Genomic DNA, 22,908 nt, shown 5'->3' with positions numbered 1-22,908 from the left:
AATGGGCCATCAAGGAGTAAGCAATGATCGGACTGAGTACCGCAGCGGTGTATATCCTGCAAACCATCGGCAGCCTGTACCTGCTGATCGTGCTGCTGCGCTTCATCCTGCAACTGGTGAGGGCCGACTTCTACAACCCGCTCAGCCAGTTCATCGTGCGCGCCACCCACCCGCTGCTCAAGCCCCTGCGCAAGGTCATTCCCAGTTTCGCCGGACTCGACCTGGCTTCGCTGGTGCTGGCGATCCTGGTGCAACTGGTGCTCATGGCCCTGGTCCTGCTGCTGATGGGCTATGGCCTCGACGATCCGCTGCAGCTGCTGGTCTGGTCGATCATTGGCGTCACTGCCCTGTTCATCAAGGTGTTCTTCTTCGCCCTGATCATCAGCGTGATCCTGTCCTGGGTCGCCCAGGGCAGCCACAATCCCGCGGCCGAACTGATCAATCAGATCTGCGAGCCGCTGCTGGTGCCGATCCGGCGGATTCTGCCGAGCATGGGCGGGCTGGACCTGTCGCCAATCGTGGCCTTCCTGGTCCTCAACCTGATCGACATGCTGGTGGTGCGCAACCTGGCGGTGATGACCGGCATGTTCAAGGGCCTCAGCCTGGCGGTCTGAGCCCGAGAACCCGATGAGTTTCTATCGCTGGGACGGCGAGGACCTGATCCTCGATTGCCACCTGCAGCCCAAAGCCAGTTGCGACGAGTTCGCCGGGCTGCACGGTGAGCGGCTGAAGATCCGCCTCACCGCGCCGCCAGTCGACGGCAAGGCCAACGCCAAGTTGCTGGCCTTTCTCGCCGACGCCTTTGCCGTGAGCAAGAGCCAGGTCAGCCTGGAAAGCGGCCAGCAAAGCCGGCAGAAGCGCGTGCGCATCAAGCAGCCGCGGCAGCTGCCGGCAGCGCTCGAACTGACCGCTCGCCCCGCCTGAGCGACCATCAGGCCGCGCCGTGATGATGGCCAATTGACTCACCTCATACGATCCGCATAATGCTCGCCAGCCCAGCGCATCGGCGCCCGCCACGCGCCGCCGGGCAGACCCGCGCCGGTAGCCGCGCCAGCCAGAGGAACGCCAGGATGAGCATGGAACGTCTCAGTCAACAGGTCGATGCCTACGTCGGCTGGAAGCGCGAGCTGATCCGCCAGATCACCCGCTACCGCAGCTGGCTGGTGAACAACCGGCTCAACGCCGAGGCGCTGGACGCCAAGCTGGAGCGCGCGCTCAAACTGCTGCGCAGCGACCACATCACCCTGGCCTTCGTCGGCGAGTTCTCGCGCGGCAAGACCGAACTGATCAACAGCCTGTTCTTCTCCGCATACGGCCAGCGCATGCTGCCGTCCCGGGCCGGGCGCACCACCATGTGCCCCACCGAGCTGTTCTTCGATCCCCGCTCGGAACGCTCCTACATCCGCCTGCTGCCGATCGAAACCCGCGCCACCGAGACCAGCGTCGCCCAGTTCAAGCGGATTCCCCGGCATTGGGTGAACATCCCGCTGGACCTCAGCGACCCGGACAACATGATCCAGGCCTTCACCCAGGTGGCGAAGAGCAAGCCCATGCCGGTGGAGCAGGCCATCCAGCTGGGCTTTCACCCCGACGCCCTGGAAAGCACCGGCAAACCCGGCCAGGTGCTGGTGCCGGCCTGGCGCCATGCCATGGTCAACTTCGATCACCCGCTGCTGCGCCAGGGCCTGCGCATCCTCGACACCCCCGGCCTGAATGCCCTGGGCAGCGAACCGGAGCTGACCCTGTCGATGCTGCCCAGCGCCCAGGCGATCATCTTCCTGCTGTCCGCCGACACCGGGGTGACCGCCAGCGACCTGGCGGTCTGGCAGCAACATATCCGCCAGCTCGACGACGACACCCAGACCTGCCTGTTCGCCGTGCTCAACAAGATCGACATCCTCTGGGACGACCTGGCCGGCGAAGCCTTCGTGCAGCACGCCATCGCGCAGATCCAGACCCTCACGGCCAGGCAGCTCGGCATCCGCCCCGAGGAGGTGCTGCCGCTGTCGGCCAAGCAGGCGCTGCTGGCCAAGGTACGCAAGGACGAGGCCCTGCTGGCCCGCAGCCAGATGAGCAGTCTGGAGAACCTGCTGTGCGAACGCATCGTCAGGCAGAAGGAACGCCTGATCGAAGAGCGCGTGGTCAACCAGGTGCTGGCCCTGCTGCAGAGCAGTCAACATGCACTCAACCTGCGCCTGGACAAGGTCAACGAACAACAGGCGTTGCTGAGCAACCACCAGCACGACAATGGCCAGTTGCTGTTCGAACTGACCGCCAGGACCAAGGACGACCATAACCAGCACCACAAGCGCCTGCTCGGCCTGAAAAGCAACCAGCGCCTGCTCAAGCGCCAAGGCGAGCTGCTGCAGCTCGCCGTGCGTGCAGAACGCCTTGACGAGCACCTGAACAAGGTGCGCAAGAACCTTGCCGGCAGCTGGACCACCCTGGGCATCAACCAGGCGATCCTGCACTTCTTCCGCTCGCTGGCACATGATCTGGACAGCCTGGCCCATGAAGCCGAGATGGCCAACAAGATGGTCGCGGCCATCTACCGCCGGCACAACCAGGAGAATCCGCTGCAAGGCGTCGATGCGCCGCAGTTCAGCGTCAAGCGCTACCTGGGCGAACTCCAGCAGTTGCAGACCCAGGCCGACCAGTTCCGTCTGCACCTGAAAACCCTGCTCACCGAACAGCGCAGCCTGACCCGGCGCTTCTTCGCCACCCTGGTGCAGGAGGTCATCGGCCTGCACCAGCGCCTGCGGATCGAAGCCGGGCAGTGGGCCGACGACGCCCTGATGCCGCTGATGCAACACAGCCTGGAACACAAACAGCTGCTGGAAAGCCACATGCTGCGGCTCAAGTCCCTGGCCCAGCAAACCCAGCAGGCGCGCCAGCGCGGCCAGCAGCTGGCCGGCTACCGCGACGAGCTGCAGCAGCAACTGGCCCAGGCCGGCGAGATGCTGCGCAGCCTGCGCCGCCCCGCGCCGATCCAGCGCCAGGGCAAGGTGGTCAATCTGCCCGGCGTGGCCTGGAGCCACAGCGGCGGCGAATAAGCGCCACCAGGCATTGCCCGCCGCCCCGCACGCTTGCCGCCCGGGGCGGCGCTCTTTAGACTGCGGCACTTCCTTTACCGCGAGCAGGGTCGATGTCTACAGCCTTTCCCCAAGACTCTGTTGGCCTGGTGACCCCGCAGGTGCTGCACTTCGCCGAGCCCCTGGCGCTCGCCTGCGGGCGCAGCCTGGCCGACTACCAACTGGTCGTTGAGACCTACGGCGAACTGAACGCCGCGCGCAGCAACGCCGTGCTGATCTGCCATGCGCTGTCCGGCCACCACCATGCCGCCGGCTACCACAGCGCCGACGAACGCAAGCCCGGCTGGTGGGACAGCTGCATCGGCCCCGGCAAACCGATCGACACCAACAGGTTCTTCGTCGTCAGCCTGAACAACCTCGGCGGCTGCAACGGCTCGACCGGCCCCAGCAGCCTCAATCCGGCCACCGGCAAACCCTTTGGCGCGGACTTCCCGGTGATGACCGTGGAAGACTGGGTGCACAGCCAGGCGCGCCTGGCCGACGCCCTCGGCATCGGCCAGTGGGCCGCGGTGGTCGGCGGCAGCCTCGGCGGCATGCAGGCCATGCAGTGGGCGATCAGCTACCCGGAGCGCATCCGCCACTGCCTGGCGATCGCCTCGGCGCCCAAGCTGTCGGCGCAGAACATCGCCTTCAACGAGGTGGCGCGCCAGGCGATTCTCACCGACCCGGAGTTCCATGGCGGGCACTTCCAGGAGCGTGGGGTGGTGCCCAAGCGCGGCCTGATGCTGGCGCGCATGGTCGGCCACATCACCTACCTGTCGGACGACGCCATGGGCGAGAAATTCGGCCGCGGGCTGAAGAGCGAGAAGCTCAACTACGACTTCCACAGCGTCGAGTTCCAGGTCGAGAGCTACCTGCGCTACCAGGGCGAGGAGTTTTCCGGGCGTTTCGACGCCAACACCTACCTGCTGATGACCAAGGCGCTGGACTACTTCGACCCGGCGGCGGCGTTCGACGGCAACCTGGCGCAGACCCTGGCCGGGGTGCAGGCGGACTTCTGCGTGATGTCCTTCACCACCGACTGGCGCTTCTCGCCGGCACGCTCGCGGGAGATCGTCGACGCCCTGATCGCCGCACGCAAGAACGTCTGCTACCTGGAAATCGACGCGCCGCAGGGCCACGACGCCTTCCTGATCCCGATCCCGCGTTACCTGCAGGCCTTCAGCAGCTATATGAACCGAATCGCAGTATGAGGCGCCCATGAGAGCCGACCTGGACATCATCCAAGACTGGATCCCCGCCGGCAGCCGGGTGCTCGACCTCGGCTGCGGCAATGGCGAGCTGCTCGCCTGGCTGGCCGAGCACAAGGGGGTCAGCGGCTATGGCCTGGAGATCGACCCGGACAACATCGCCCAGTGCGTCGCCAAGGGCGTCAACGTCATCGAGCAGAACCTCGACAAGGGCCTGGGCAACTTCGCCAGCGACAGCTTCGACGTGGTGGTGATGACCCAGTCGTTGCAGGCCCTGCACTTCCCGGACAAGGTGCTGGCGGAGATGCTGCGCATCGGCAAGAGCTGCATCATCACCTTCCCCAACTTCGCCCACTGGCGTTGCCGCTGGTACCTGGCGAGCAAGGGGCGCATGCCGGTCTCGGACTTCCTGCCGTACACCTGGTACAACACGCCGAACATCCACTTCTGCACCTTCGCGGACTTCGAGCGCCTGTGCCACGCACAAAAGGCCAGGGTTCTCGAGCGCCTGGCAGTAGATCGCGACCATCGCCACGGTTGGGCCAGCCGCATTTGGCCTAATCTGTTAGGTGAGATCGGCATTTACCGCATCAGCGGATCGACCGCCAACTGATTTCGACGGCAACCCGGCCATCCTGAGGAGAACCACCATGCGTCGCATCGCCCTACTGTTTATCGCCCTGTGCCTGAGTCTGCCGGCACTTGCCGAACGCAAGCAAAGCTTCGGCGACCTGGATGTACACTACAGCGTCTTCAACTCCAGCTTCCTGCAACCGGAGATCGCCGCTGCGGCGGGCCTCAGCCGTGGCAAGCAGCAGGGCGTGCTGAATATCTCGGTGCTCAAGGCCGGCCAACCGGCCGCGGCCGTGGTCAGCGGCGAGATGCGCAACCTGCTCGGCCAGATTCACCGCCTGAGCTTCAAACAGGTGAGCGAAGGCGAAGCCATCTACTACCTGGCCCAGTTCCCCATCGAGCAGCAGGAGACGCTGCGCTTCAGCCTCAAGATCCAGGCCAACGGCGGTGCCAGCCACAGCCTCGACTTCAACCAGGAACTCTTCCCCGACTGATGATCCAGCCAAGCGAGCTCGTACTGGCCAGCCATAACGCCGGCAAACTCAAGGAACTCCAGGCCATGCTCGGCACCGCCGTGCGCGTGCGCTCGATCGGCGAGTTCAGCGACGTCGAGCCGCACGAGAGCGGCCTGACCTTCATCGAAAACGCCATCCTCAAGGCCCGTCATGCGGCGCGGGTGTCCGGCCTGCCGGCGCTGGCCGACGACTCCGGCCTGGCGGTGGATTTTCTCGGCGGCGCCCCCGGCATCTACTCCGCGCGCTATGCCGATGGCCAGGGCGACGCGGCGAACAACACCAAGCTGCTCGAGGTATTGCAAGACGTCCCGGATGCCGAGCGTGGCGCCCAGTTCGTCTGCTGCCTGGCCCTGCTGCGGCACGCCGAAGACCCGCTGCCGATCATCTGCGAGGGACTCTGGTACGGGCAGATCCTGCATGCCGCGCGCGGCGAGTACGGCTTCGGCTACGACCCACTGTTCTGGGTCGAAGAGCGCCAGTGCTCCAGCGCCGAACTGCCGGCCGCCGAGAAGAACCGGATCAGCCACCGCGCCCGCGCCATGGCCCTGCTCAAGCAGCGGTTGGGGATATGAACAAAGCCCCAAGCGGTAAGCCTCAAGCCACAAACCAAAGCGCCGCGGACGGCTTGCAGTTTGCCGCTTGCGGCTTCGAGCTGCCGCCCCTGGCGCTGTATATCCATATTCCCTGGTGCGTGAAGAAGTGCCCCTACTGCGACTTCAACTCCCACGCCGCCGGGCCGACGCTGCCGGAACAGGAGTACGTCGACGCCCTGCTCGCCGACCTCGACCAGGACCTGCCCCGGGTGCATGGCCGGCCGCTGCGCTCGATCTTCTTCGGTGGCGGCACCCCCAGCCTGTTCTCGGCCAAGGCCCTGGGTCGCTTGCTCGAAGGCGTGGAGCGGCGCATCCCGTTCGCGACGGATATCGAAATCACCCTGGAAGCCAACCCCGGCACCTTCGAACAGGCCAAGTTCCGCGACTACCGGGCGCTCGGCATCAACCGCCTGTCGATCGGCGTGCAGAGCTTCCAGGCGGAAAAGCTCAAGGCCCTGGGGCGCATCCACGACGGTGACGAGGCCATCCGCGCCGCCGACATGGCGCGCGCCGCCGGTTTCGCCAACTTCAACCTGGACCTGATGCACGGCCTGCCCGAGCAGTCCATCGAGGACGCGCTGGGCGACCTGCGCATCGCCATCGCCCAGGCGCCGACCCACCTGTCCTGGTACCAGCTGACCCTGGAGCCGAATACGCTGTTCTGGAGCCAGCCGCCGACCCTGCCCGAGGACGACATCCTCTGGGACATCCAGGAAGCCGGCCAGGCGCTGCTGGCCGAACACGGCTATGCCCAGTACGAAGTGTCCGCCTACGCCCAGCCCGGCAAGGCGGCGCGGCACAACCTCAACTACTGGAGCTTCGGCGACTTCCTCGGCATCGGCGCCGGCGCCCACGCCAAGCTGAGCAGCCCGCAGGGGGTGATCGCGCGCAGCTGGAAGACCCGCCTGCCCAAGGACTACCTGGACCCCGGCAAGGCCTTCAGCGCCGGCGAACGCCTGCTCGGCCCGGACGAGCTGCCCTTCGAATTCCTGATGAATGTGCTGCGCCTCACGGACGGCGTCGCCAGCTCCCTGTTCACTGAGCGCACCGGTCTGCCGCTGAGGGTACTGGCCGCGGCGCGCGAGGAAGCCGAACAGCGCGGTCTCTTGCAGCGCGACCCGGCCCGCCTGGTCGCCACCCGCGAGGGCCAGCTGTTTCTCAACGATCTGCTCCAACATTTTCTGCCCTGACCTGCCGTGCGCCACGCTGCGCTAAGGACCCCGCTTGGATCTGCTATTCGACCTGATCGCCACCCTGTCGCGCTGGAGCCGTGGCCACCTGTATGACATCGCCCTGGCCATCATGGCCACCCTGTTCGTCCTGTTCGGCCCCGGGCTCAATGCCTGGGTGCAGCGCTCGATCGGCGGCCTCAATTTCTTCTTCCGCACCCTGATCTTCGTCCTGGTCTGCGCGGTCGGCTACGGCCTGGCGATAGTCTTCATCACCCCCTGGCTGGCCCAGGGCCTCGGCCACTTCAACAACTACACCCTGGCGCCGGTGTTGCTGCTGGTGTTCTTCCTGATCGGCGTGCTGGCCGATCGCAGCTAAGCACCCGCCGCTGCCGGTGTAATTGTTAGGGACCCGCCGACAGGCCGAGGTTTCGCGCTAACCCAACAACTGCCAAAGGCTGTGCGTTAGCAGCCCGCCGGCCGCCAGCAGGGAGAGCAGCAGCAACAGTTGACGCGGGCTGCGCTTGTCGAAACGGCCGTCCAGGCAGCGGGCCAGACCATAACCGACCATCACGCCGGGCGCCAACTTGAGCGTGGCGTGCAGGTAGTCCAGCGGCATGCGTCCCTGGTAAAGCAGGAACAATACCGAGACCGGGGTGGTCAGCAGGAAGAAGGCAGCCAGTTCATCGCGCGCGCTGATGCGGCCGCAGGTCTGGTAGACCAGGGCCATGGGTGGGCCGCCGACCGAGGTGGCGGTGCCCATCAGCCCCGAGCAGAAACCGGCGATGGCCAGGTTGCGCGGGTTACAGCGGACCTCCAGCCAGCGGTAGCTGGTGAGGGTTGCCAACAGCACGCAGGTACCGAGCAGCAGACCGAGCCAGGCACTCGGCAGCAGGCCCAGCAGCAGGCCACCGCACCAGGCGCCGGGTAGCCGCGCCAGAATGGCCGGCAAGGGCCGACGCCAGGCCAGCGCCTGGCGATTGCCGAGGAGCATGCAGCTCGCCAGGAGAAAACCCAGCAGCAACACCGGCCCGGGCACATAGCTGGGCTCGAGCAGATACAGCAGCGGCGCTGCCAGCAGGCCGAAGCCGATGCCCAGCAGCCCCTGCACCAGGCTGCCGCCCAGCACGATCAACAGCGCCAGATATTCGCTGCCGCTGTAATCCATCAAGGCTCGTCCGCCGAGGCTGCGTTAACGGCCACCGGCGCCGCTGCGCGACTGCTCGGAATTCTCCACCAGCACCGCTTCGGCCAGGTGGTTGAGCTGTTGCCACAGTTCGATGGAAATATCCATGCCGCCTTCCAGAGCGCCCGCGCCCGCGCGGGCAAACTGCTCGGGGCTGACCTGGCGATAACCGCTGCGCTGACCCGTGCTGCCGTGCAACTGCCCCTGCAGGTCGATGCGCGTGCTGAACAGCAGGGTCAGGGTCTGGGTGTCGGCCATGGCGGGATCGGCCAGCAGGGCCTCGCTGTAGCTGGGATAGCGGGCTCCGGCGGCGATGCTGGCGACATGCTCGCTGACCGGCTGTTTGCCGTTCTGCCAGTAGGCCAGCACGCTGATACCGCAACGGGCACTGTCGACCAGCAGCTTGAGGATGAACTTGCGGTTGTGGCAGTTGCGCACCTTGACGTTGACGCAGCCCTGCTCCAGCACCTTGGTCTGCGCCAGCTCGACGATGCTCGGCAGGCAGTTCAGGCCGCTGCGGCCATGACAGTCGAACAGCAGCGCCTGGCTCTCCTCGACAAGCAGCTGCAGGGGCGGGCGCTGGCTGTCGGCGACATAGGGCAAGGCGCGCTGCAGCTCGCCGAAGCCCTGCTCGCCATGCACCTGCAGCCATTTCACCAGGGCGGCGGCGTCCTCGTAATAGCCGACGGGATAGCCCATTCCTTCGAACACGCGCTTGAGCAGGGCGGTCAGTTCATTCGATGAAATCAGCATCAGCGCTTCTCCTCAGTCGGGGCCAGGGGCAGGAACCAGTCGTCTTCGAACGGCTGGCCGATATCCTCCAGCAGCGGCGCGCCCTGGAACATGGTGTTGCGCACCCACAGGCGCGAGCGCGGGTCGAACTTGCTGACGCCGAAGAACGCCAGCTTGCAGCGCAGCAAGTGCATGGGCAGCACCTCGCGATCGAGCAGGTTGGCCTGGATCTCGCCGTAGCGGGTCTTGGCCATGCTCTGCATACGCCGCACTATGCCGCGCTGCTCGGGGTGACGCAGGAGGAAGCTGGCGGTGCACTGCGCGGGCTGCTCGGCCAGGTAGGCGCACAGCTGACGATGACACTGCTGCGCCAGATAGCCGATACCCAGGGGCATCTGCTTGTCACGGCCGCTCTCCAGGCTGCAGTTGCCCAGACGCGGTTCCTGCTTCTCCTCGGAGCGGTACCAGAAGGTCTCGCTGGCGCCGTCGGCCGTGAAGTCGATGGCCAGGGCCCAGGCGTAGTGCCGCTCGATCAGCGCTTGCAGCTCGGCGGCCGGCATCTCGGGTTGCAGCTCGAGGGATTCGACCAGGGAAAAACTATCTTCCAGACTGTCGACCAGCTCCGGGTAAAGCTCCAGGAGGATGCAGTTGAGCAGTTCCTGCCCCTGCAGGCTGAGGCGCTGCTCAGCCCAGGTCGACAACTGCTCCCAGCTGCGCAGCGGATGACCGGCGAGCCAGTCCTGTAGCGCGGCGAAGTCTTCCAGCACCTGGCAGTTGTTGCCGGTCTGCCAGTCGTCCTCGGTGACGGTCTGCTGGATATGGGCGATGCCGCGCACGACCAGCGCCTGCAGGCGGGCCAGGCGCTCGGCGGTGACCTGGCCGAGGCCGCGCACGCGCGCCAGGGCCAGCTCACGCATCTCGATCCAGCGACTGATCAGCTGCGGGTGATTGATCAGGTAGGGCGCCATGCCCAGGCCGGTGGAGTTGCCGATGCCAAAGTAGCGTTTGAGCGCCGGCTGCATCGGCACAGCCGTGTCCGGCGCACGCTGACGGGCAATGTGCTCGGCCTGCTGCAGGCTGAAGTTGCGCAGCATGAAGCAGTTGAACATCTCGGCGGCGAACGGCCGGGCGAAGTCCGGGTGCTTGCTGCTGACTTTCTCCCAGTCGGCCATGCCCAGCTTGCCACTGCCGTATACCGCGGTGGTGCGATAGAGGTAGCCGACCTTGGCGATCTGCTCCACCTCGGGCTGCCGGCCGGCACTCAGGGCCGCCACCACGCTGTCGAAGTTGCGCACGCTGCGATTGGCCCGCGACAGCACCATCACCCGCGAGTCGAGGCGCCCGGCTTCCTGCAACGGCACATTAAGACGCAGGTATTCGACGTAGCCGTCGTCCACCTCGCCCTCACACAGCGCCATGGTCAGGTCCCACTCGCTGGCGATCACCCGGTCATTGCGCTTGCCCGGATCGAGGTATTGGGAAAACAGCACGAAGCTGAACAGGTCGCCACTGGTCTGTACCCGGTAGATCACCGTGCCGTAACCCTCGGCATCCAGCTCGAAACGCCGCGCCTCGATCTGCCAGCCCTCGCGCATGATCTTGCGCACCAGGCTGCGCATGAAACTCAGACGGCTCTGGTGCAGGCTGCCGAGGCGCTCCAGGTCCATGACCACATGAGCCGGGCGCAGACGGACCGCCTGGGCGCCGAGCTTGGCAGAGTCGATGCTTGAAGGAATGCTCATACAGGTGCCCTCGACTGGCGCAAGCCGTACCCGGCACTGGGCCTACTGAGGGCCAAGCGGGACACGGCGGGTTGTTGTTATCTGCCGTCGATGGTGGTCCAAGGGCCGGCGCAGGGCAATTCAGATCGCCCTATCAGCCGATAAGGGAAACTTATCTAAAACACCATACCGATCAGATTAAAGCGCGCTCAGACCTGCTTCGGATCGAGTTCGTTGTCACGCAGGATGAAATCGAACAGCGCCTGGGCCGCCACCGGCAACGAGTGATCGGCGCGACGTACGATGCCGATGTCGCGGTTGACCTGCGGCTCGCTCAGCGGAATGAAGCGCAGTTGACCATGCTCGGCCGGAAAGGCGAAGCGCGGCAGGGTGGTGATGCCCATGCCGGCCTCGAGCATGGCCAGCAGCGAGATCATGTTGGACATATAGAACTGCGCGTCGGCCACCAGCTCTTCGGCCGCGGTGTCCGCCAGCAGGCGCGAGGTGCCGTTAGCGATCAGCCGCTCGCCGCGCAGTTGCTGCCAGCTCAACTCGGTTTCATCGGCCAGCCGATGGTCGCTGCGGCAGACCACGCCGATGCTGTCCTCCCAGATCGGGATGAAGCGGATGTCACTTTCCGCTTCCCACAGGCTGGCGATGCCGAAATCCACCTGCTGATTCTCGACCATCGCCAGCACCACCTCGGAACTGTCGTCGAACAGGCTGACGTGCAGGTCGGTGGCGTCGCCGATAAAGCGGGTGAGGATATCCGGTAGCAGGCGGCTGGCGATCGACGGCACCGAGGCGATGCGCAGATGCCCGGACTTGTGCTGGGCGATCAGGCTCATGTCCTTGATCACCCGGTCATGGTGGGCGATCAGTTCCTTGGCGTAGGCCATGAACTGCACACCGAAGGGCGTCAGCTCCGGCCTGGCCGCGCGGGCGTTGCGCTTCTCGAACAGGGCCTGGCCAAGCTTGCCCTCCAGGTCACGGATCGACAGGGAAATCGCCGGCTGGGTGCGGTGGGCCTTTTCCGCCGCGGCATGAAAGCCCTGCAGCTCATGAACCCAGACGAAGTGCCGCAGCTGGACGATCTTGAGGTCGGGAAGCACGGTAAGTTTTCCTTATCAAACAATATTTACAACTCATTTTAGTTTATCGAAAACGGCGCCTACCATTCGCTGACAGTTTGAGAGGAGGTGCATATGTCCGGCGATATCTTTGCTAACTACATCAATGGCGAGTGGCTTACGGGCTCCGCGACTATCCGCAATATCAGCCCCGCGAACATCCAGGATGTGCTCGGCGACTATGCCCAGGCCGACGCCGGGCAAATCGAGCAGGCCCTCGACGCGGCTATCGCCGGTCAGCTCGAGTGGCAACGCAGCGGTCTGGAGCAGCGCTACCAAGTGCTGACCACGATCGGTAACGAACTCATCGCGCGCAAAGCCGAACTGGGCGAGCAGCTGGCTCGCGAAGAAGGCAAGACCCTCGCCGAAGGCATGGGCGAAGTCTACCGCTCCGGCCAGTTCTTCCACTACTACGCCGCCGAAGTGCTGCGGCAGATGGGCGAGACCGCCGATTCGGTGCGCCCCGGCGTGGAAATCGAAACCCGCCGCGAGCCGGTCGGCGTGGTCGCCATCATCACCCCGTGGAATTTTCCCATGGCCACCGCGGCCTGGAAGATCGCCCCGGCCCTGGCCTTCGGCAATGCCGTGGTGTTCAAGCCGGCCAACGCGGTACCGGCCAGCGCCTGGTCGCTGACCGAGATCATCGCCCGCCAAGGCTTGCCGGCCGGCACCTTCAACCTGGTCATGGGCAGCGGCGCCACGGTCGGCGATGCGTTGATCCACTCGCCCAAGATCGATGCCCTGAGCTTCACCGGTTCGGTGGAGACCGGCCGCAAGGTCGCCAGCGCCACCGCCGCCAATTTCGTCCGTTGCCAGTTGGAGATGGGCAGCAAGAACGCCCTGATCGTGCTCGACGACGCCGACCTGGAGCTGGCCGTGGACTGCGCGTTGAACGGCGCCTTCTTCGGCACCGGGCAGAAGTGCACCGCCTCCTCGCGGCTGATCGTCACCGCCGGCATGCACGACCGCTTCGTCGCCGCCCTGGTCGAACGCATGGCTCAGCTCAAGGTCGGCTATCCGCTGCGCGAAGGCACGCAGATCGGCGCGGTGATCGATGGCAAGCAGCTCGAACAGAACCTGCGTTACATCGAGCAGGCCAAGGCCGATGGCGCGGTGCTGGCCTGTGGTGGCGAGCGCATCGACGAGGAATACGAGGGTTTCTATATGCGCCCGGCGCTGTTCGTCGACACCCGTAACGACATGCAGATCAACCGCGACGAGGTGTTCGGCCCGATCGCCTGTGTGATCAAGGTAGCCGACTACGAGGAGGCCCTGGCCACCCTCAACGACACCGACTTCGGCCTCACCGCCGGGATCATGACCCAGTCGTTGAAGTACGCCAGCGACTTCAAACGCCGCGCCAGGACCGGCTGCGTGATGGTCAACCTGCCGACTGCCGGCACCGATTACCACGTGCCGTTCGGCGGCCGCAAGAACTCCAGCTTCGGCCCGCGCGAACAGGGCAGCTACGCCCGCGAGTTCTACACCGTGGTCAAGACCACCTACATCCGTGCCTGAGGTGTGCGCCATGCATGACGACCTGATCGTGATCGACGGCCTGCAGTACTCCAACTGGGACCGCGAGCTGTTCACCCAGCTGCGCCAGGGCGGAGTCACTGCGGTGCACGTGACCCTGGTGTACCACGAGAACGCCCGCGAAACATTGAGCCGCCTGGGCGAGTGGAACCGCCGCTTCGAGCAGCACGGCGACCTGATCATGCCGGTGGCCGGCGCCGCCGACATTCGCCGGGCCAAGCAGCTGGGCAAGGTGGGGATCTTCTTCGGCGCGCAGAACTGCTCGCCGATCGAGGACGATATCGCCCTGGTCGAGGTGTTCCGCCAGCTCAACCTGCTGATCATGCAGCTGACCTACAACAACCAGAGCCTGCTGGCCACCGGTTGCTACGAGGGCAGCGACAGCGGCATCACCCGCTTCGGCAAGCAGGCCATCGCCGAGATGAACCGGGTCGGCATGCTCATCGACATGTCGCACAGCGCCGAGCGCAGCACCCTGGAAGCCATCGAGCTGTCGAGCCGGCCGATCATCATCTCGCACGCCAACCCGGCGTTCTTTCATCCGGCCAAGCGCAACAAGTCGCAGACCGTACTGCGTGCCCTGGGCGAGTCCGGCGGTCTGCTCGGCTTCAGCCTGTACCCCTTCCACCTGAACAACGGCTCGGATTGCACCCTGGCGCAGTTCTGCGACATGGTCGCGCGCACCGCCGACCTGATCGGTATGGATCACATCGGCATTGGCACCGACCTGTGCCAGAACCAGCCGCAGTCGGTGCTGGAGTGGATGCGCAGCGGCCGCTGGTCAAAGCAGATCGACTACGGCGAGGGCTCGGCGAACAACGCCGACTGGCCCAAGCCGCTGGGCTGGTTCGGCGACAGCCGCGATTTCCCGAATATCACCCAGGGCCTGCTGCAACGCGGCTTCAGCGCCGAAGACACCGCCAAGGTCATGGGTCTCAACTGGCTCAACACCCTGGAGCAAGGCCTCAAGCCTGCCCCGTAACTGTCCTGAACAACTCAACAAGTACAAGATTCTTGTCAGGAGGCTGTAATGAATAGCACGCAATCGGCGACCCACCTGGGGAGTCCCGCCATGAGCTACAAGAGCAAGCTGCTGCACGAAGTGGATGCCCCGGTGTTCCTCATCAGCGGTGGCTTCATCCTGCTGTTTGCCGCCCTCGCCCTGTGGGACATCGAGTCGATGACACTGTGGGTCAACAGCGCCTTCGCCTGGTCGACCAGACTGTTTGGCGCCTACTGGCAGGTGCTGTTGCTGCTGACCTTCGTCATCGGCCTGTTCCTCGCCATGGGCCGCACCGGCCGCGTGCGCCTGGGCGCCTTGGCTAAGCCTGAGATGCCGGCCTACACCTGGGTGTCGATCATCATGTGCACCCTGCTCGCCGGCGGCGGCGTGTTCTGGGCGGCGGCCGAGCCGATGGCCCACTTCCTCTCGCCACCGCCACTGTACGGCGGCGAGACGGGTACCCCGCAGGCGGCCTACAACGCGCTGGCGCAGAGCTTCATGCACTGGGGCTTCCTCGCCTGGGCGATTCTCGGCAGTCTCAGCGGCATCGTGCTGATGCACCTGCACTACGAGAAAGGCCTGCCCCTCAAGCCACGCACCCTGCTCTACCCGGTGTTTGGCGAACGCGTCATGAGTGGCTGGTTCGGCGCCCTGATCGACGCATCCTGCGTGATCGCGGTGGTCGCCGGCACCATCGGCCCGATCGGTTTCCTCGGCCTGCAGGTGAGCTTCGGTCTGGAGAAACTGTTCGGCATCACCAACGACTACGGCACCCAGCTGATCATCATCGGCGCACTGGTGGTGACCTACACCATTTCAGCCGTATCAGGGGTGACCCGCGGGATCAAACTGCTCAGCCAGCTGAATGTGGTGCTGGCGGTGGTATTGATGCTGTTCATCCTGCTGTTCGGCCCGACCGCGTTCATCTTCGATGCCTATGTGCAGTCCATGGGTATCTATCTGGACAAGTTCATCCCGATGGCCAGCTTCCGCGCCGACCCGGCCTGGCTGGACTGGTGGACGGTGTTTTTCTGGGGCTGGTTCCTCGGCTACGGCCCGCTGATGGCGATGTTCGTCGCGCGCATCTCCCGTGGCCGCACCATCCGCGAGCTGGTGACGATGATCTCGATAGTGGCGCCGGTGATCACCTGCTTCTGGTTCACCATCGTCGGCGGCAGCGGCCTGGCCTTCGAGCTGAGCAACCCCGGTTCGGTGTCCGCAGCCTTCGCCGGCTTCAACCTGCCCGGCGCTCTGCTGGCGATCACCGCACAGCTGCCGCTGGGCTACCTGATCTCGGTGCTGTTCCTGCTCCTCACCATCATCTTCGTCACCACCACCGGTGACTCTATGACCTACACCATCTCCATGGTGATGACCGGCACCGATCACCCGCGTACAGAAGTCCGCGTGTTCTGGGGCGTGATGATGGGCGTGGTGGCGGCCCTGCTGATCTCCATCGGCTCGGGCGGCATCAGTGCGCTGCAATCGTTCATCGTCATCACCGCCGTGCCGGTGTCCCTGGTGCTGCTGCCGGCCCTGTGGAACGCACCGCAGATCGCCCGGCGCATGGCCGACGAACAGGGCCTCTAACCCCCACCTTTGAGGGAGCGCGGCAGCCGCCGCCTCCCTCTTTTTTATTCCCCAGCAAATAGGAGCACGCCATGCAGCAGGCCGTTAAAACCCAATTGTTCCCGTCCAAGGCCCCGCTGGAGTGGGCGGTGATCGGCAACGGCACCCTGTACACCGCGCAGATCCCCATCGACGCCCAGGGCCAGGTGGTGCCCGGCGGCATCGAGGCGCAGACCCGGCAGACCCTGGACAACCTCAAGCACTGCCTGGAATGCGCGAACCTGGGCATGGACGCGGTGACCCAGGTGCTGATCTACGTCACCGACCGCAGCTACCTGGCCACGGTCAACGCGGTGTACGCCGAATACTTCAGCGCGCCTTACCCCAACCGCGCGGCCATGATCATCGCCGGCCTGGCCCGCGAGGAAATGCTGGTGGAGCTGGTGGTCTACGCCGTCGCCTGATGCGCATGGCCTAACGCGCTCGCTCGGCACAACCGGCTGGCGCGTCGAGTGCCTGGCACTCACCCCCTGTCGCGGCCACCGCACCAACCCAGGGCCCCCTATTCCTCGCGCACCAGCGCCCAATCGCCACAAGCGAGGACCGCGCCGCGCACAGCAAAAAGCCGCCCAACCGGGCGGCTTTTTGCGCTTGGCTTAAGCCTCAGTTACCTTCGCGGCGCAGCGCTTGCGGGCTGAAGTCGCGCGGGCTCAGGCGGGCGTTGAAGTCGTACATCGGCTCGTTGTTGTCCAGGCCGTCGACGAAGTAGCGGCCACCCTGCAAGTCGTAGAGGGTTTCCAGGGTGCTGCCGAACATCGGCACCTCGTAGTAGCTGATCGGGTGGCTTTCCTGCAGGCCGATAAGGACGCCGTTCTTGTCGTACAGATCGACCGCGAGGATCTGCCAGCTGTCCTCGTCCAGGTAGAAACGGCGCTTGCCATAGGGGTGGCGGAAGCCCTTGCGCAACTCGGCCTCGACCACCCAGACGCGGTGCAGCTCATAGCGCAACAGCTCGGGATTGAGCGTATTTTGCTGCAGGATCTGCTCGTAGGGGATGCCCTGCTGATGCACCGCGTAGCTGTTGTAGGGCACCAGCATTTCCTGCTTGCCGAGCAGCTGCCACTCATAGCGATCCGGCGCACCGTTATAGGCATCGACCTGGTCGGCGGTGACCAGGCCGTTGGTGTCCGGCCGCAGGGTGTCGTAGGCCAGCATCGGCAGGCGCCGTACGCGCCGTTCGCCGCGGCTGTAGCGCCAGACCTTGCGGATCGCCAGCACCTGGTCGAGGGTTTCCTGCACCACCAGCGCCGAGCCCGCCAGCATGGCCGGGGCGACCACCTTGTACTTGTAGTAGAACAGGGTGTTGTCCAGGTCCTGCGGGCGGACATCGGCACGGCCGTAGAGAAAGTACAGGTCGCGCTCCAGCTTGAGCAGGTTGTAGTCGCCATTGGCGAGCACCGCCGCCTGGCTGGTGACCATGCGCACCTGCTCGCCACGGTAGCGCATGATGTGGTTCCAGATGGCCTGCTGACCGTCTTGCGGCAGCGGGAAGGGAATCCCCGCGGCAACCCCGGCGACGCCGTTGCCGCCGGAGATCAGCTCGGCATTCAGCGCATTGAAGCGGGTGGCGTCATAGATGCGTTGCGGCGCCGCGGCGCTGCGCCGGGTCGGATAGACCTCGAGGAAATGCTCTGGATGCTTTTCCAGCAACAGCTTCAGGCCCGCCGGCAGTTGCGCCTGGTAGTCGGCGAGGTTGTGGCTGCCGAGCCGATACAAGGGCGCATCGCCGGCGTAAGGATCGGGATGGTGCATGCCCGGCCGGTATTGGGCCAGCGGCTGGGCCAGGCCGCCCGCCCAAGGCGGAATGCTGCCGGCAGCGTTGCCGGCGCGCTCGCCACCCAGCGGGGTTAGATCCCGGTCCAGGCGCGCAGCCTGGGTGCTGTCGACCCTGGCCTGCGCCTGCAGCGCAACGACGGCCAGCAGCAGAAGTGAACATGCTCTCAACACAACGAACTCCTCAGAGGTTGTGAAAATATCGAGCGCCGTCGCGAGAGCGACTCCAGGCGTTCGCGGCAAGGCGCGCTACGCAAAAAATGGGGGAGTTTAGCGAGCTAAATGACCCCGTTTTTTGCGTAGCGCAACGTCAGCAGCGGACGCCTGGAGGCGGTCGCAGTAGGCGAGAGTTTTTTCACAAGCTTTCAGCGCAGTTGGCGTCCTGCGCCACTGCTTTTTCGTGCCCGGACCGCCAAGGGGTCGGGCGTTATTTGGCTTCGGTGTTGCGGTGAGGAGCCGTCCTGGCGCCGGGTGGTCCCGATCTTGTGCAAGCGTCCTGTGGCTGTCGTGCAGCCGGTTGCGGCGCGTGAAACTTCTATCCTGCTAGCTCTCGCGCTGGAACTTCAGATCCCAGACACCATGACCGAGGCGCTCGCCACGGCGCTCGAACTTGGTCACCGGGCGCTCTGCCGGACGCGCCACGCAACGGCCGTCGGCAGCCAGGTTGCGGTAACCGGGCGCCACGTTCATCACTTCCAGCATGTATTCGGCGTAGGCTTCCCAGTCGGTGGCCATATGCAGCACGCCACCGACCTTGAGCTTCTGCCGCACCAGCTCGGCGAATGCCGGCTGGACGATTCGGCGCTTGTGATGCCGCGACTTGTGCCAGGGGTCGGGAAAGAACAGCAGCAGGCGGTCGAGGCTGGCGTCGGCCACGCAGTTGCGCAGCACTTCCAGGGCATCGCAGCTGTAGACCCGCACATTGCCGAGGTTCTGCGTCATCAGGCCGTTGAGCAGCGCGCCGACACCCGGCCGGTGCACCTCGACGCCGATAAAGTCCTGTTCGGGGGCGGCCGCGGCCATTTCCAGCAGGGAATGGCCCATGCCGAAGCCGATCTCGAAGGTGCGCGGCGCACTGCGGCCGAACAGCGCATCGAAGTCCTGCGCGCCATCTCCAAGTTCCAGGCCGAACCTCGGCCAGCCCTGGTCGAGGCCGCGCTGCTGGCCTTCGGTCATGCGCCCGGCGCGCATCACGAAACTCTTGATAGCGCGGTGCTGGCGCTTGTCTTCGGCCGCTGCCTGGGGTTGCTGCGATTCGGTCATCGGTGGCTCTTCAAATCGGTGGTTCTTGAGTGTGTTGATCAGCCGCATCGTTGGCCCGCTGAACGACTGGCGGCTTACGCCTTCGGCCAACCCACCTTAGGAGGCTGTCCTGTGTGGGAGGGGCTTTAGCCGCGATTGACCTTGAAAGCGCTGAAAAAATCGCGACTGAAGCGCAATCCCGCCCCGCAAAGCGACAGGTTATTCAGGTCGAGGCACTAGGCAATGCCTCGTTCCTGGCAGCAGAGTCGCAACAGGTTCAGCGGATCAGGCCGTCCAGCGGCGACGAGGCGCTGGCATACAGTTTCTTCGGCATGCGCCCGGCCAGGTAGGCCAGGCGGCCGGCTTCGATCGCGTATTTCATGGCCTCGGCCATCAGCACCGGGTTCTGCGCATGGGCGATGGCGCTGTTCATCAGCACCGCCTCGCAACCCAGTTCCATGGCGATGGTGGCATCGGACGCGGTGCCCACGCCGGCATCGACCAGCACCGGTACGGTGGCTTCTTCGAGGATGATGCGCAGGTTGTAGGGGTTGCAGATGCCGAGGCCCGTGCCGATCAGGCCGGCCAGGGGCATCACCGCGATGCAGCCCATCTCGGCCAGTCGGCGGGCGATGATCGGGTCGTCGCTGGTGTAGACCATCACGTCGAAACCGTCCTTGACCAGCACTTCGGCGGCCTTGAGGGTTTCGATCACGTTGGGGAACAGGGTTTTCTGATCGGCCAGCACTTCCAGCTTGACCAGCTTGTGGCCGTCGAGCAGCTCACGGGCCAGGCGGCAGGTGCGCACGGCCTCGTCGGCGTCGTAGCAGCCGGCGGTATTGGGCAGGATGGTGTAGCGCGAAGGCGGGATCACGTCGAGCAGGTTCGGCTCGCCCGGATTCTGGCCAATATTGGTGCGGCGCACGGCGACCGTGACGATCTCCGCCCCCGAGGCCTCGATGGCCGCACGGGTCTGGTCGAGATCCTTGTACTTGCCGGTGCCGACCAGCAGACGCGACTGATAGGTCCGCCCGGCCAGGGTAAAGGGCTTGTCGCTACGAACTTGGCTCATTGCAAACTCCTAACTGGGCGCCTGATAACAGGCCTTTGAAAATGTAGCGAGACCGATGTCGACATGGCCTAGCCGAGCGCAGTAGTTTTCAACGGCCTGTCAGCCGCCACCAATGGCGTGCACCACCTCAACCCGGTCACCGTCGCGAAGCACGGTGGCGGCATGCTGGCTGCGCGGCACTATATCCAGGTTGAGTTCCACCGCTACCCGGCGTTCAGTCAGATCCAGACGGCCGATCAGGTCGGCAACGCTGGCGCCATCGGCCAGCTCGAATGATTCACCGTTCAACTGAATACGCATAACGGGGCGGTCACAACGTGGGAGGGGGCGGGCATTCTAGCCCGATCACGGGCGATGACCAAGGCCAAAGGCTGCCATTCGTCCAGCATTCTGACGTGAGGGTCAGGTTAAACGCCAGGCCGCCAGCCCCAGACACAACCAGCCGGCCAGAAAGGCCAGGCCGCCGAACGGGGTGATGATACCGAGCCCGGCGATGCCGCTGAGGGTCAGCAGATACAGGCTGCCGGAAAACAGCAGAATGCCCAGGGCGAAACAGCCACCGGCCAGATTCACCAGACGCCCCGGCGCCTGCAGCGCCAGCAGGGCGACACCGAACAGCGCCAGGGCGTGGAGCAACTGGTAGTGGCTGCCGGTCTGAAACACCGCCAGGTGCTCCGGGCCGAGCCGACTTTTCAAACCATGGGCAGCGAAGGCGCCGAGGGCGACACCGGTAAAGCCGGTCAGGGCAGACAGCAACAACCATAGACGCGCCATGCATCACTCCAGACAAGGGAACTGCGGCCGCTATAATGGCCGGCAAAATCAGCCTGGCCAAGCCCGCATGTTTCGCTCCATCCGCCGCCTCATGTTCAAATTGCTGCTCTGCCTCATGGCCGGTTCGGCCCTGCTGGTGCTGGTCTTGCGCTGGGTGCCGCCACCCGGCACGGCCCTGATGGTCGAACGCAAGATCGAGTCCTGGGTAGACGGCAAGCCAATCGACCTGCAGCGCAGCTGGCGGCCCTGGAGCGAGCTGCCGGACAATCTGAAGATCGCGGTGATCGCCGCCGAGGACCAGAAATTCGCCGAGCACTGGGGCTTCGATATCCCGGCGATCCGTGCGGCACTGCGCCACAACCTGCAGGGCCGCTCGGTGCGCGGCGCCAGCACGCTGAGCCAGCAGGTGGCGAAGAACCTGTTCCTCTGGTCGGGCCGCAGCTGGCTGCGCAAGGGTGTCGAGGTCTGGTTCACCGGCTTGATCGAGCTGCTCTGGCCCAAGCAGCGGATTCTCGAGGTCTACCTCAACAGCGCCGAGTGGGGCGACGGCGTATTCGGCGCCGAGGCCGCGGCCCAGCACCACTTCGGCAAAGGCGCGCCCTACCTGTCACGCCAGCAGGCCAGCCTGCTGGCTGCCGTGCTGCCGAATCCGCGACAGTGGAGCGCCAGTCGCCCGGGCAACCATGTCAGCCGCCGCGCGGCCTGGATCCGCCAGCAGATGTGGCAGCTCGGCGGCAGTCACTACCTCAGCCGCCTGCAAGCGGCACGCCCGGACTGGTGGCCGCACTGGCTGAAGGCCTGAGAGCCGGCCCAACCCCCGTGTGCCGCCCAGTAGATCCGATTGCAAGACCCGCGGCCTCGTAGGGTCGATGACGCTTCACCCATCCACCAACAGCGCTGGTGGATGAAAAAAGCGCCAGCTACGCGCCCCGATCCACCCTACACAACCCCCAAGCCCGGATGTAATCCGGGGACGAGCGCCAAGGCCCCGGATTGCGCTACGGTGTGCTCAGACGCTCACCCAGCGCATCGCGTGGCACCACCTGCAACAGCAGCAGCTGTTCGTCTGCGGTGTGCGCGGTCAGCCCCGCCTCGGGATAGACCCAGGCCTGGCCTGCGGCCAACTCCAGGCGCAGGCGCGGCTGGCCGACGCTGCTGGCCAGACGCTCGGCGGCCACGGCCTGTTGCGGTTTGAGGGTCAGGCCGACGATGGCATGGGCGCCCAAATCGGCCAGCAACTGCTGGCCGAGCGGCTGTTCAGCGTCGCGCACGCCCAAGCCGGCCGCAGCCATCAGGCTGGCGCGCTCGGCCTCGTCCAGCTCGAGTTCGGCTTCCAGCGCCCAGGGCTCGCCACTCGCCTGCCAGTGCGCGCGGTAGAGCAGGCGCGCCCCATCCAGGCGTGGCTGCAGCCAGAGCTCGCCCTCCACCTGAGTGCGCAACATGGCCAGGCTCAGGCGGTTATCGGCCAGGGGCACGAGCACCGCAGCCTGCCACTCGGCCAGCCAGGGTAGCGGCGCCGCCGCTGGCTGCGGACGCACCAGCCAGGCGCCCCAGACGAAGAACAGCAAGGCGACGACAGCGAAGATCAAACCATGCTGCATGCGTAGGGGCGGCAGATTCATGTGCATTCTCCAGGATCGGGTAGAAGGCGGGGTCGCCCCCGCCGTCCTCCCACACCACCGTACGTACGGTTCCGTATACGGCGGTTCCTGCCTACTGACCAACTGCGTCAGCGAGCTTGGTTTCGTTCGATGTGTCGCCCGCGTAATCTAAGCACCCAGACAGGCCCTCGGGACTTCCGGCCCCTACTTCCTAAATGTCCAGGCCTCCGTATTAGGGAGCTTGTGCCTACGACCCGCTCAGAGAGCACACCTGACTATCCGCTCATGACAGGTTCAGCCCTTCATTGCTCCGGTTTCGAGCAGCTACTACGGCCTCGGCTGACTTCTGCTCACCCATCCCGCCATCTTGCGATGCC

24 protein-coding genes are annotated in these 22,908 nt (G+C 65.3%); 14 read left to right on the top strand and 10 right to left on the bottom strand.

Features of this window, described 5'->3' with window-relative positions:
- Positions 1–23: 23 nt before the first annotated feature.
- The 9 genes from BM315_RS03865 (at position 24) to BM315_RS03825 (ending at position 7,511) form a co-directional block, all read left to right on the top strand.
- Positions 24–614, top strand: a complete 591-nt coding sequence (locus BM315_RS03865; RefSeq protein ID WP_090498005.1) for a YggT family protein — start codon at positions 24–26, stop codon at positions 612–614.
- A 13-nt stretch (positions 615–627) separates the two neighbouring features.
- Entirely contained in the window at positions 628–924 is a 297-nt protein-coding gene (locus BM315_RS03860; protein WP_090498003.1) for a DUF167 domain-containing protein, read from the top strand.
- A 146-nt stretch (positions 925–1,070) separates the two neighbouring features.
- Positions 1,071–3,053 (top strand): dynamin-like GTPase family protein, encoded by a 1,983-nt coding sequence (locus BM315_RS03855; RefSeq protein ID WP_090498001.1) that lies wholly within the window; start codon positions 1,071–1,073, stop codon positions 3,051–3,053.
- A 92-nt stretch (positions 3,054–3,145) separates the two neighbouring features.
- A complete protein-coding gene (gene metX / locus BM315_RS03850; RefSeq protein WP_090497999.1) occupies positions 3,146–4,285 on the top strand; it encodes a homoserine O-succinyltransferase MetX in 1,140 nt (379 codons plus the stop codon).
- Between the two features lie 7 nt (positions 4,286–4,292).
- Entirely contained in the window at positions 4,293–4,895 is a 603-nt protein-coding gene (metW, locus tag BM315_RS03845; protein WP_090497997.1) for a methionine biosynthesis protein MetW, read from the top strand.
- A gap of 37 nt (positions 4,896–4,932) precedes the next feature.
- On the top strand, positions 4,933–5,349 hold the full coding sequence (locus BM315_RS03840; RefSeq protein WP_090497994.1) for a DUF4426 domain-containing protein: 417 nt from the start codon (positions 4,933–4,935) through the stop codon (positions 5,347–5,349).
- Positions 5,349–5,942, top strand: a complete 594-nt coding sequence (gene rdgB / locus BM315_RS03835; protein WP_090497992.1) for an RdgB/HAM1 family non-canonical purine NTP pyrophosphatase — start codon at positions 5,349–5,351, stop codon at positions 5,940–5,942. Before BM315_RS03840 ends, rdgB begins: the two co-directional genes overlap by 1 nt.
- Positions 5,939–7,153: a radical SAM family heme chaperone HemW gene (gene hemW, locus BM315_RS03830; protein ID WP_090497989.1), complete on the top strand. Its 1,215-nt coding sequence runs from the start codon at positions 5,939–5,941 to the stop codon at positions 7,151–7,153. Before rdgB ends, hemW begins: the two co-directional genes overlap by 4 nt.
- A 34-nt stretch (positions 7,154–7,187) precedes the next feature.
- Positions 7,188–7,511, top strand: a complete 324-nt coding sequence (locus tag BM315_RS03825; protein WP_090497987.1) for a DUF3392 domain-containing protein — start codon at positions 7,188–7,190, stop codon at positions 7,509–7,511.
- A gap of 57 nt (positions 7,512–7,568) precedes the next feature.
- On the opposite strand, the gene BM315_RS03820 is transcribed toward BM315_RS03825, so the two are convergent.
- From BM315_RS03820 to BM315_RS03805, 4 genes are all read right to left on the bottom strand, one after another.
- A complete protein-coding gene (locus BM315_RS03820; protein ID WP_090497984.1) occupies positions 7,569–8,300 on the bottom strand; it encodes a TSUP family transporter in 732 nt (243 codons plus the stop codon).
- A gap of 24 nt (positions 8,301–8,324) precedes the next feature.
- On the bottom strand, positions 8,325–9,071 hold the full coding sequence (locus BM315_RS03815) for a DUF3726 domain-containing protein (protein WP_090497981.1): 747 nt from the start codon (positions 9,069–9,071) through the stop codon (positions 8,325–8,327).
- Complete coding sequence (locus tag BM315_RS03810; protein WP_090497978.1) at positions 9,071–10,792, bottom strand: hypothetical protein; 1,722 nt, start codon at positions 10,790–10,792, stop codon at positions 9,071–9,073. Before BM315_RS03810 ends, BM315_RS03815 begins: the two co-directional genes overlap by 1 nt.
- A gap of 188 nt (positions 10,793–10,980) precedes the next feature.
- Positions 10,981–11,883 carry a LysR family transcriptional regulator gene (locus BM315_RS03805; RefSeq protein WP_090497976.1) on the bottom strand — a complete coding sequence of 301 codons (903 nt, stop codon included), beginning with the start codon at positions 11,881–11,883 and terminating at the stop codon, positions 10,981–10,983.
- 93 nt (positions 11,884–11,976) lie between these two features.
- On the opposite strand from BM315_RS03805, the gene BM315_RS03800 reads away from it, so the two are divergent.
- From BM315_RS03800 to BM315_RS03785, 4 genes are all read left to right on the top strand, one after another.
- Entirely contained in the window at positions 11,977–13,419 is a 1,443-nt protein-coding gene (locus BM315_RS03800) for an aldehyde dehydrogenase family protein (protein WP_090497974.1), read from the top strand.
- Positions 13,420–13,429: 10 nt separating this feature from the next.
- The gene (locus BM315_RS03795; RefSeq protein WP_170862158.1) at positions 13,430–14,419 is read left to right on the top strand and encodes a membrane dipeptidase; all 990 of its coding nucleotides are present in this window, start codon (positions 13,430–13,432) and stop codon (positions 14,417–14,419) included.
- 48 nt (positions 14,420–14,467) lie between these two features.
- Complete coding sequence (locus BM315_RS03790) at positions 14,468–16,030, top strand: BCCT family transporter (RefSeq protein ID WP_090497973.1); 1,563 nt, start codon at positions 14,468–14,470, stop codon at positions 16,028–16,030.
- A gap of 71 nt (positions 16,031–16,101) precedes the next feature.
- Complete coding sequence (locus BM315_RS03785) at positions 16,102–16,473, top strand: RidA family protein (protein WP_090497971.1); 372 nt, start codon at positions 16,102–16,104, stop codon at positions 16,471–16,473.
- A 199-nt stretch (positions 16,474–16,672) separates the two neighbouring features.
- Here the strand turns inward: BM315_RS03785 and BM315_RS03780 are convergent, their stop codons facing one another.
- The 5 genes from BM315_RS03780 to BM315_RS03760 form a co-directional block, all read right to left on the bottom strand.
- Complete coding sequence (locus BM315_RS03780) at positions 16,673–18,016, bottom strand: DUF1329 domain-containing protein (RefSeq protein WP_090497969.1); 1,344 nt, start codon at positions 18,014–18,016, stop codon at positions 16,673–16,675.
- A gap of 369 nt (positions 18,017–18,385) precedes the next feature.
- Positions 18,386–19,105 carry a tRNA (guanosine(46)-N7)-methyltransferase TrmB gene (trmB, locus tag BM315_RS03775; RefSeq protein ID WP_090497967.1) on the bottom strand — a complete coding sequence of 240 codons (720 nt, stop codon included), beginning with the start codon at positions 19,103–19,105 and terminating at the stop codon, positions 18,386–18,388.
- A gap of 256 nt (positions 19,106–19,361) precedes the next feature.
- Positions 19,362–20,156 (bottom strand): thiazole synthase, encoded by a 795-nt coding sequence (locus tag BM315_RS03770; protein ID WP_090497965.1) that lies wholly within the window; start codon positions 20,154–20,156, stop codon positions 19,362–19,364.
- Positions 20,157–20,255: 99 nt separating this feature from the next.
- The gene (gene thiS, locus BM315_RS03765) at positions 20,256–20,456 is read right to left on the bottom strand and encodes a sulfur carrier protein ThiS (protein ID WP_090497963.1); all 201 of its coding nucleotides are present in this window, start codon (positions 20,454–20,456) and stop codon (positions 20,256–20,258) included.
- Positions 20,457–20,558: 102 nt separating this feature from the next.
- Complete coding sequence (locus tag BM315_RS03760; protein WP_090497961.1) at positions 20,559–20,930, bottom strand: DUF423 domain-containing protein; 372 nt, start codon at positions 20,928–20,930, stop codon at positions 20,559–20,561.
- Between the two features lie 67 nt (positions 20,931–20,997).
- Here BM315_RS03760 and mtgA point away from each other — a divergent pair, with 67 nt between their 5' ends.
- Positions 20,998–21,732: a monofunctional biosynthetic peptidoglycan transglycosylase gene (gene mtgA / locus BM315_RS03755; RefSeq protein ID WP_090497959.1), complete on the top strand. Its 735-nt coding sequence runs from the start codon at positions 20,998–21,000 to the stop codon at positions 21,730–21,732.
- A 196-nt stretch (positions 21,733–21,928) separates the two neighbouring features.
- Here the strand turns inward: mtgA and BM315_RS03750 are convergent, their stop codons facing one another.
- Positions 21,929–22,552, bottom strand: a complete 624-nt coding sequence (locus BM315_RS03750) for a hypothetical protein (protein WP_090497957.1) — start codon at positions 22,550–22,552, stop codon at positions 21,929–21,931.
- Positions 22,553–22,908: the final 356 nt, after the last annotated feature.

The organism is Pseudomonas borbori (genome assembly GCF_900115555.1).
Taxonomy (GTDB): domain Bacteria; phylum Pseudomonadota; class Gammaproteobacteria; order Pseudomonadales; family Pseudomonadaceae; genus Aquipseudomonas; species Aquipseudomonas borbori.
Note: the sequence above shows the minus strand (reverse complement) of the source record. Positions and strands in the feature narration are given on the sequence as shown.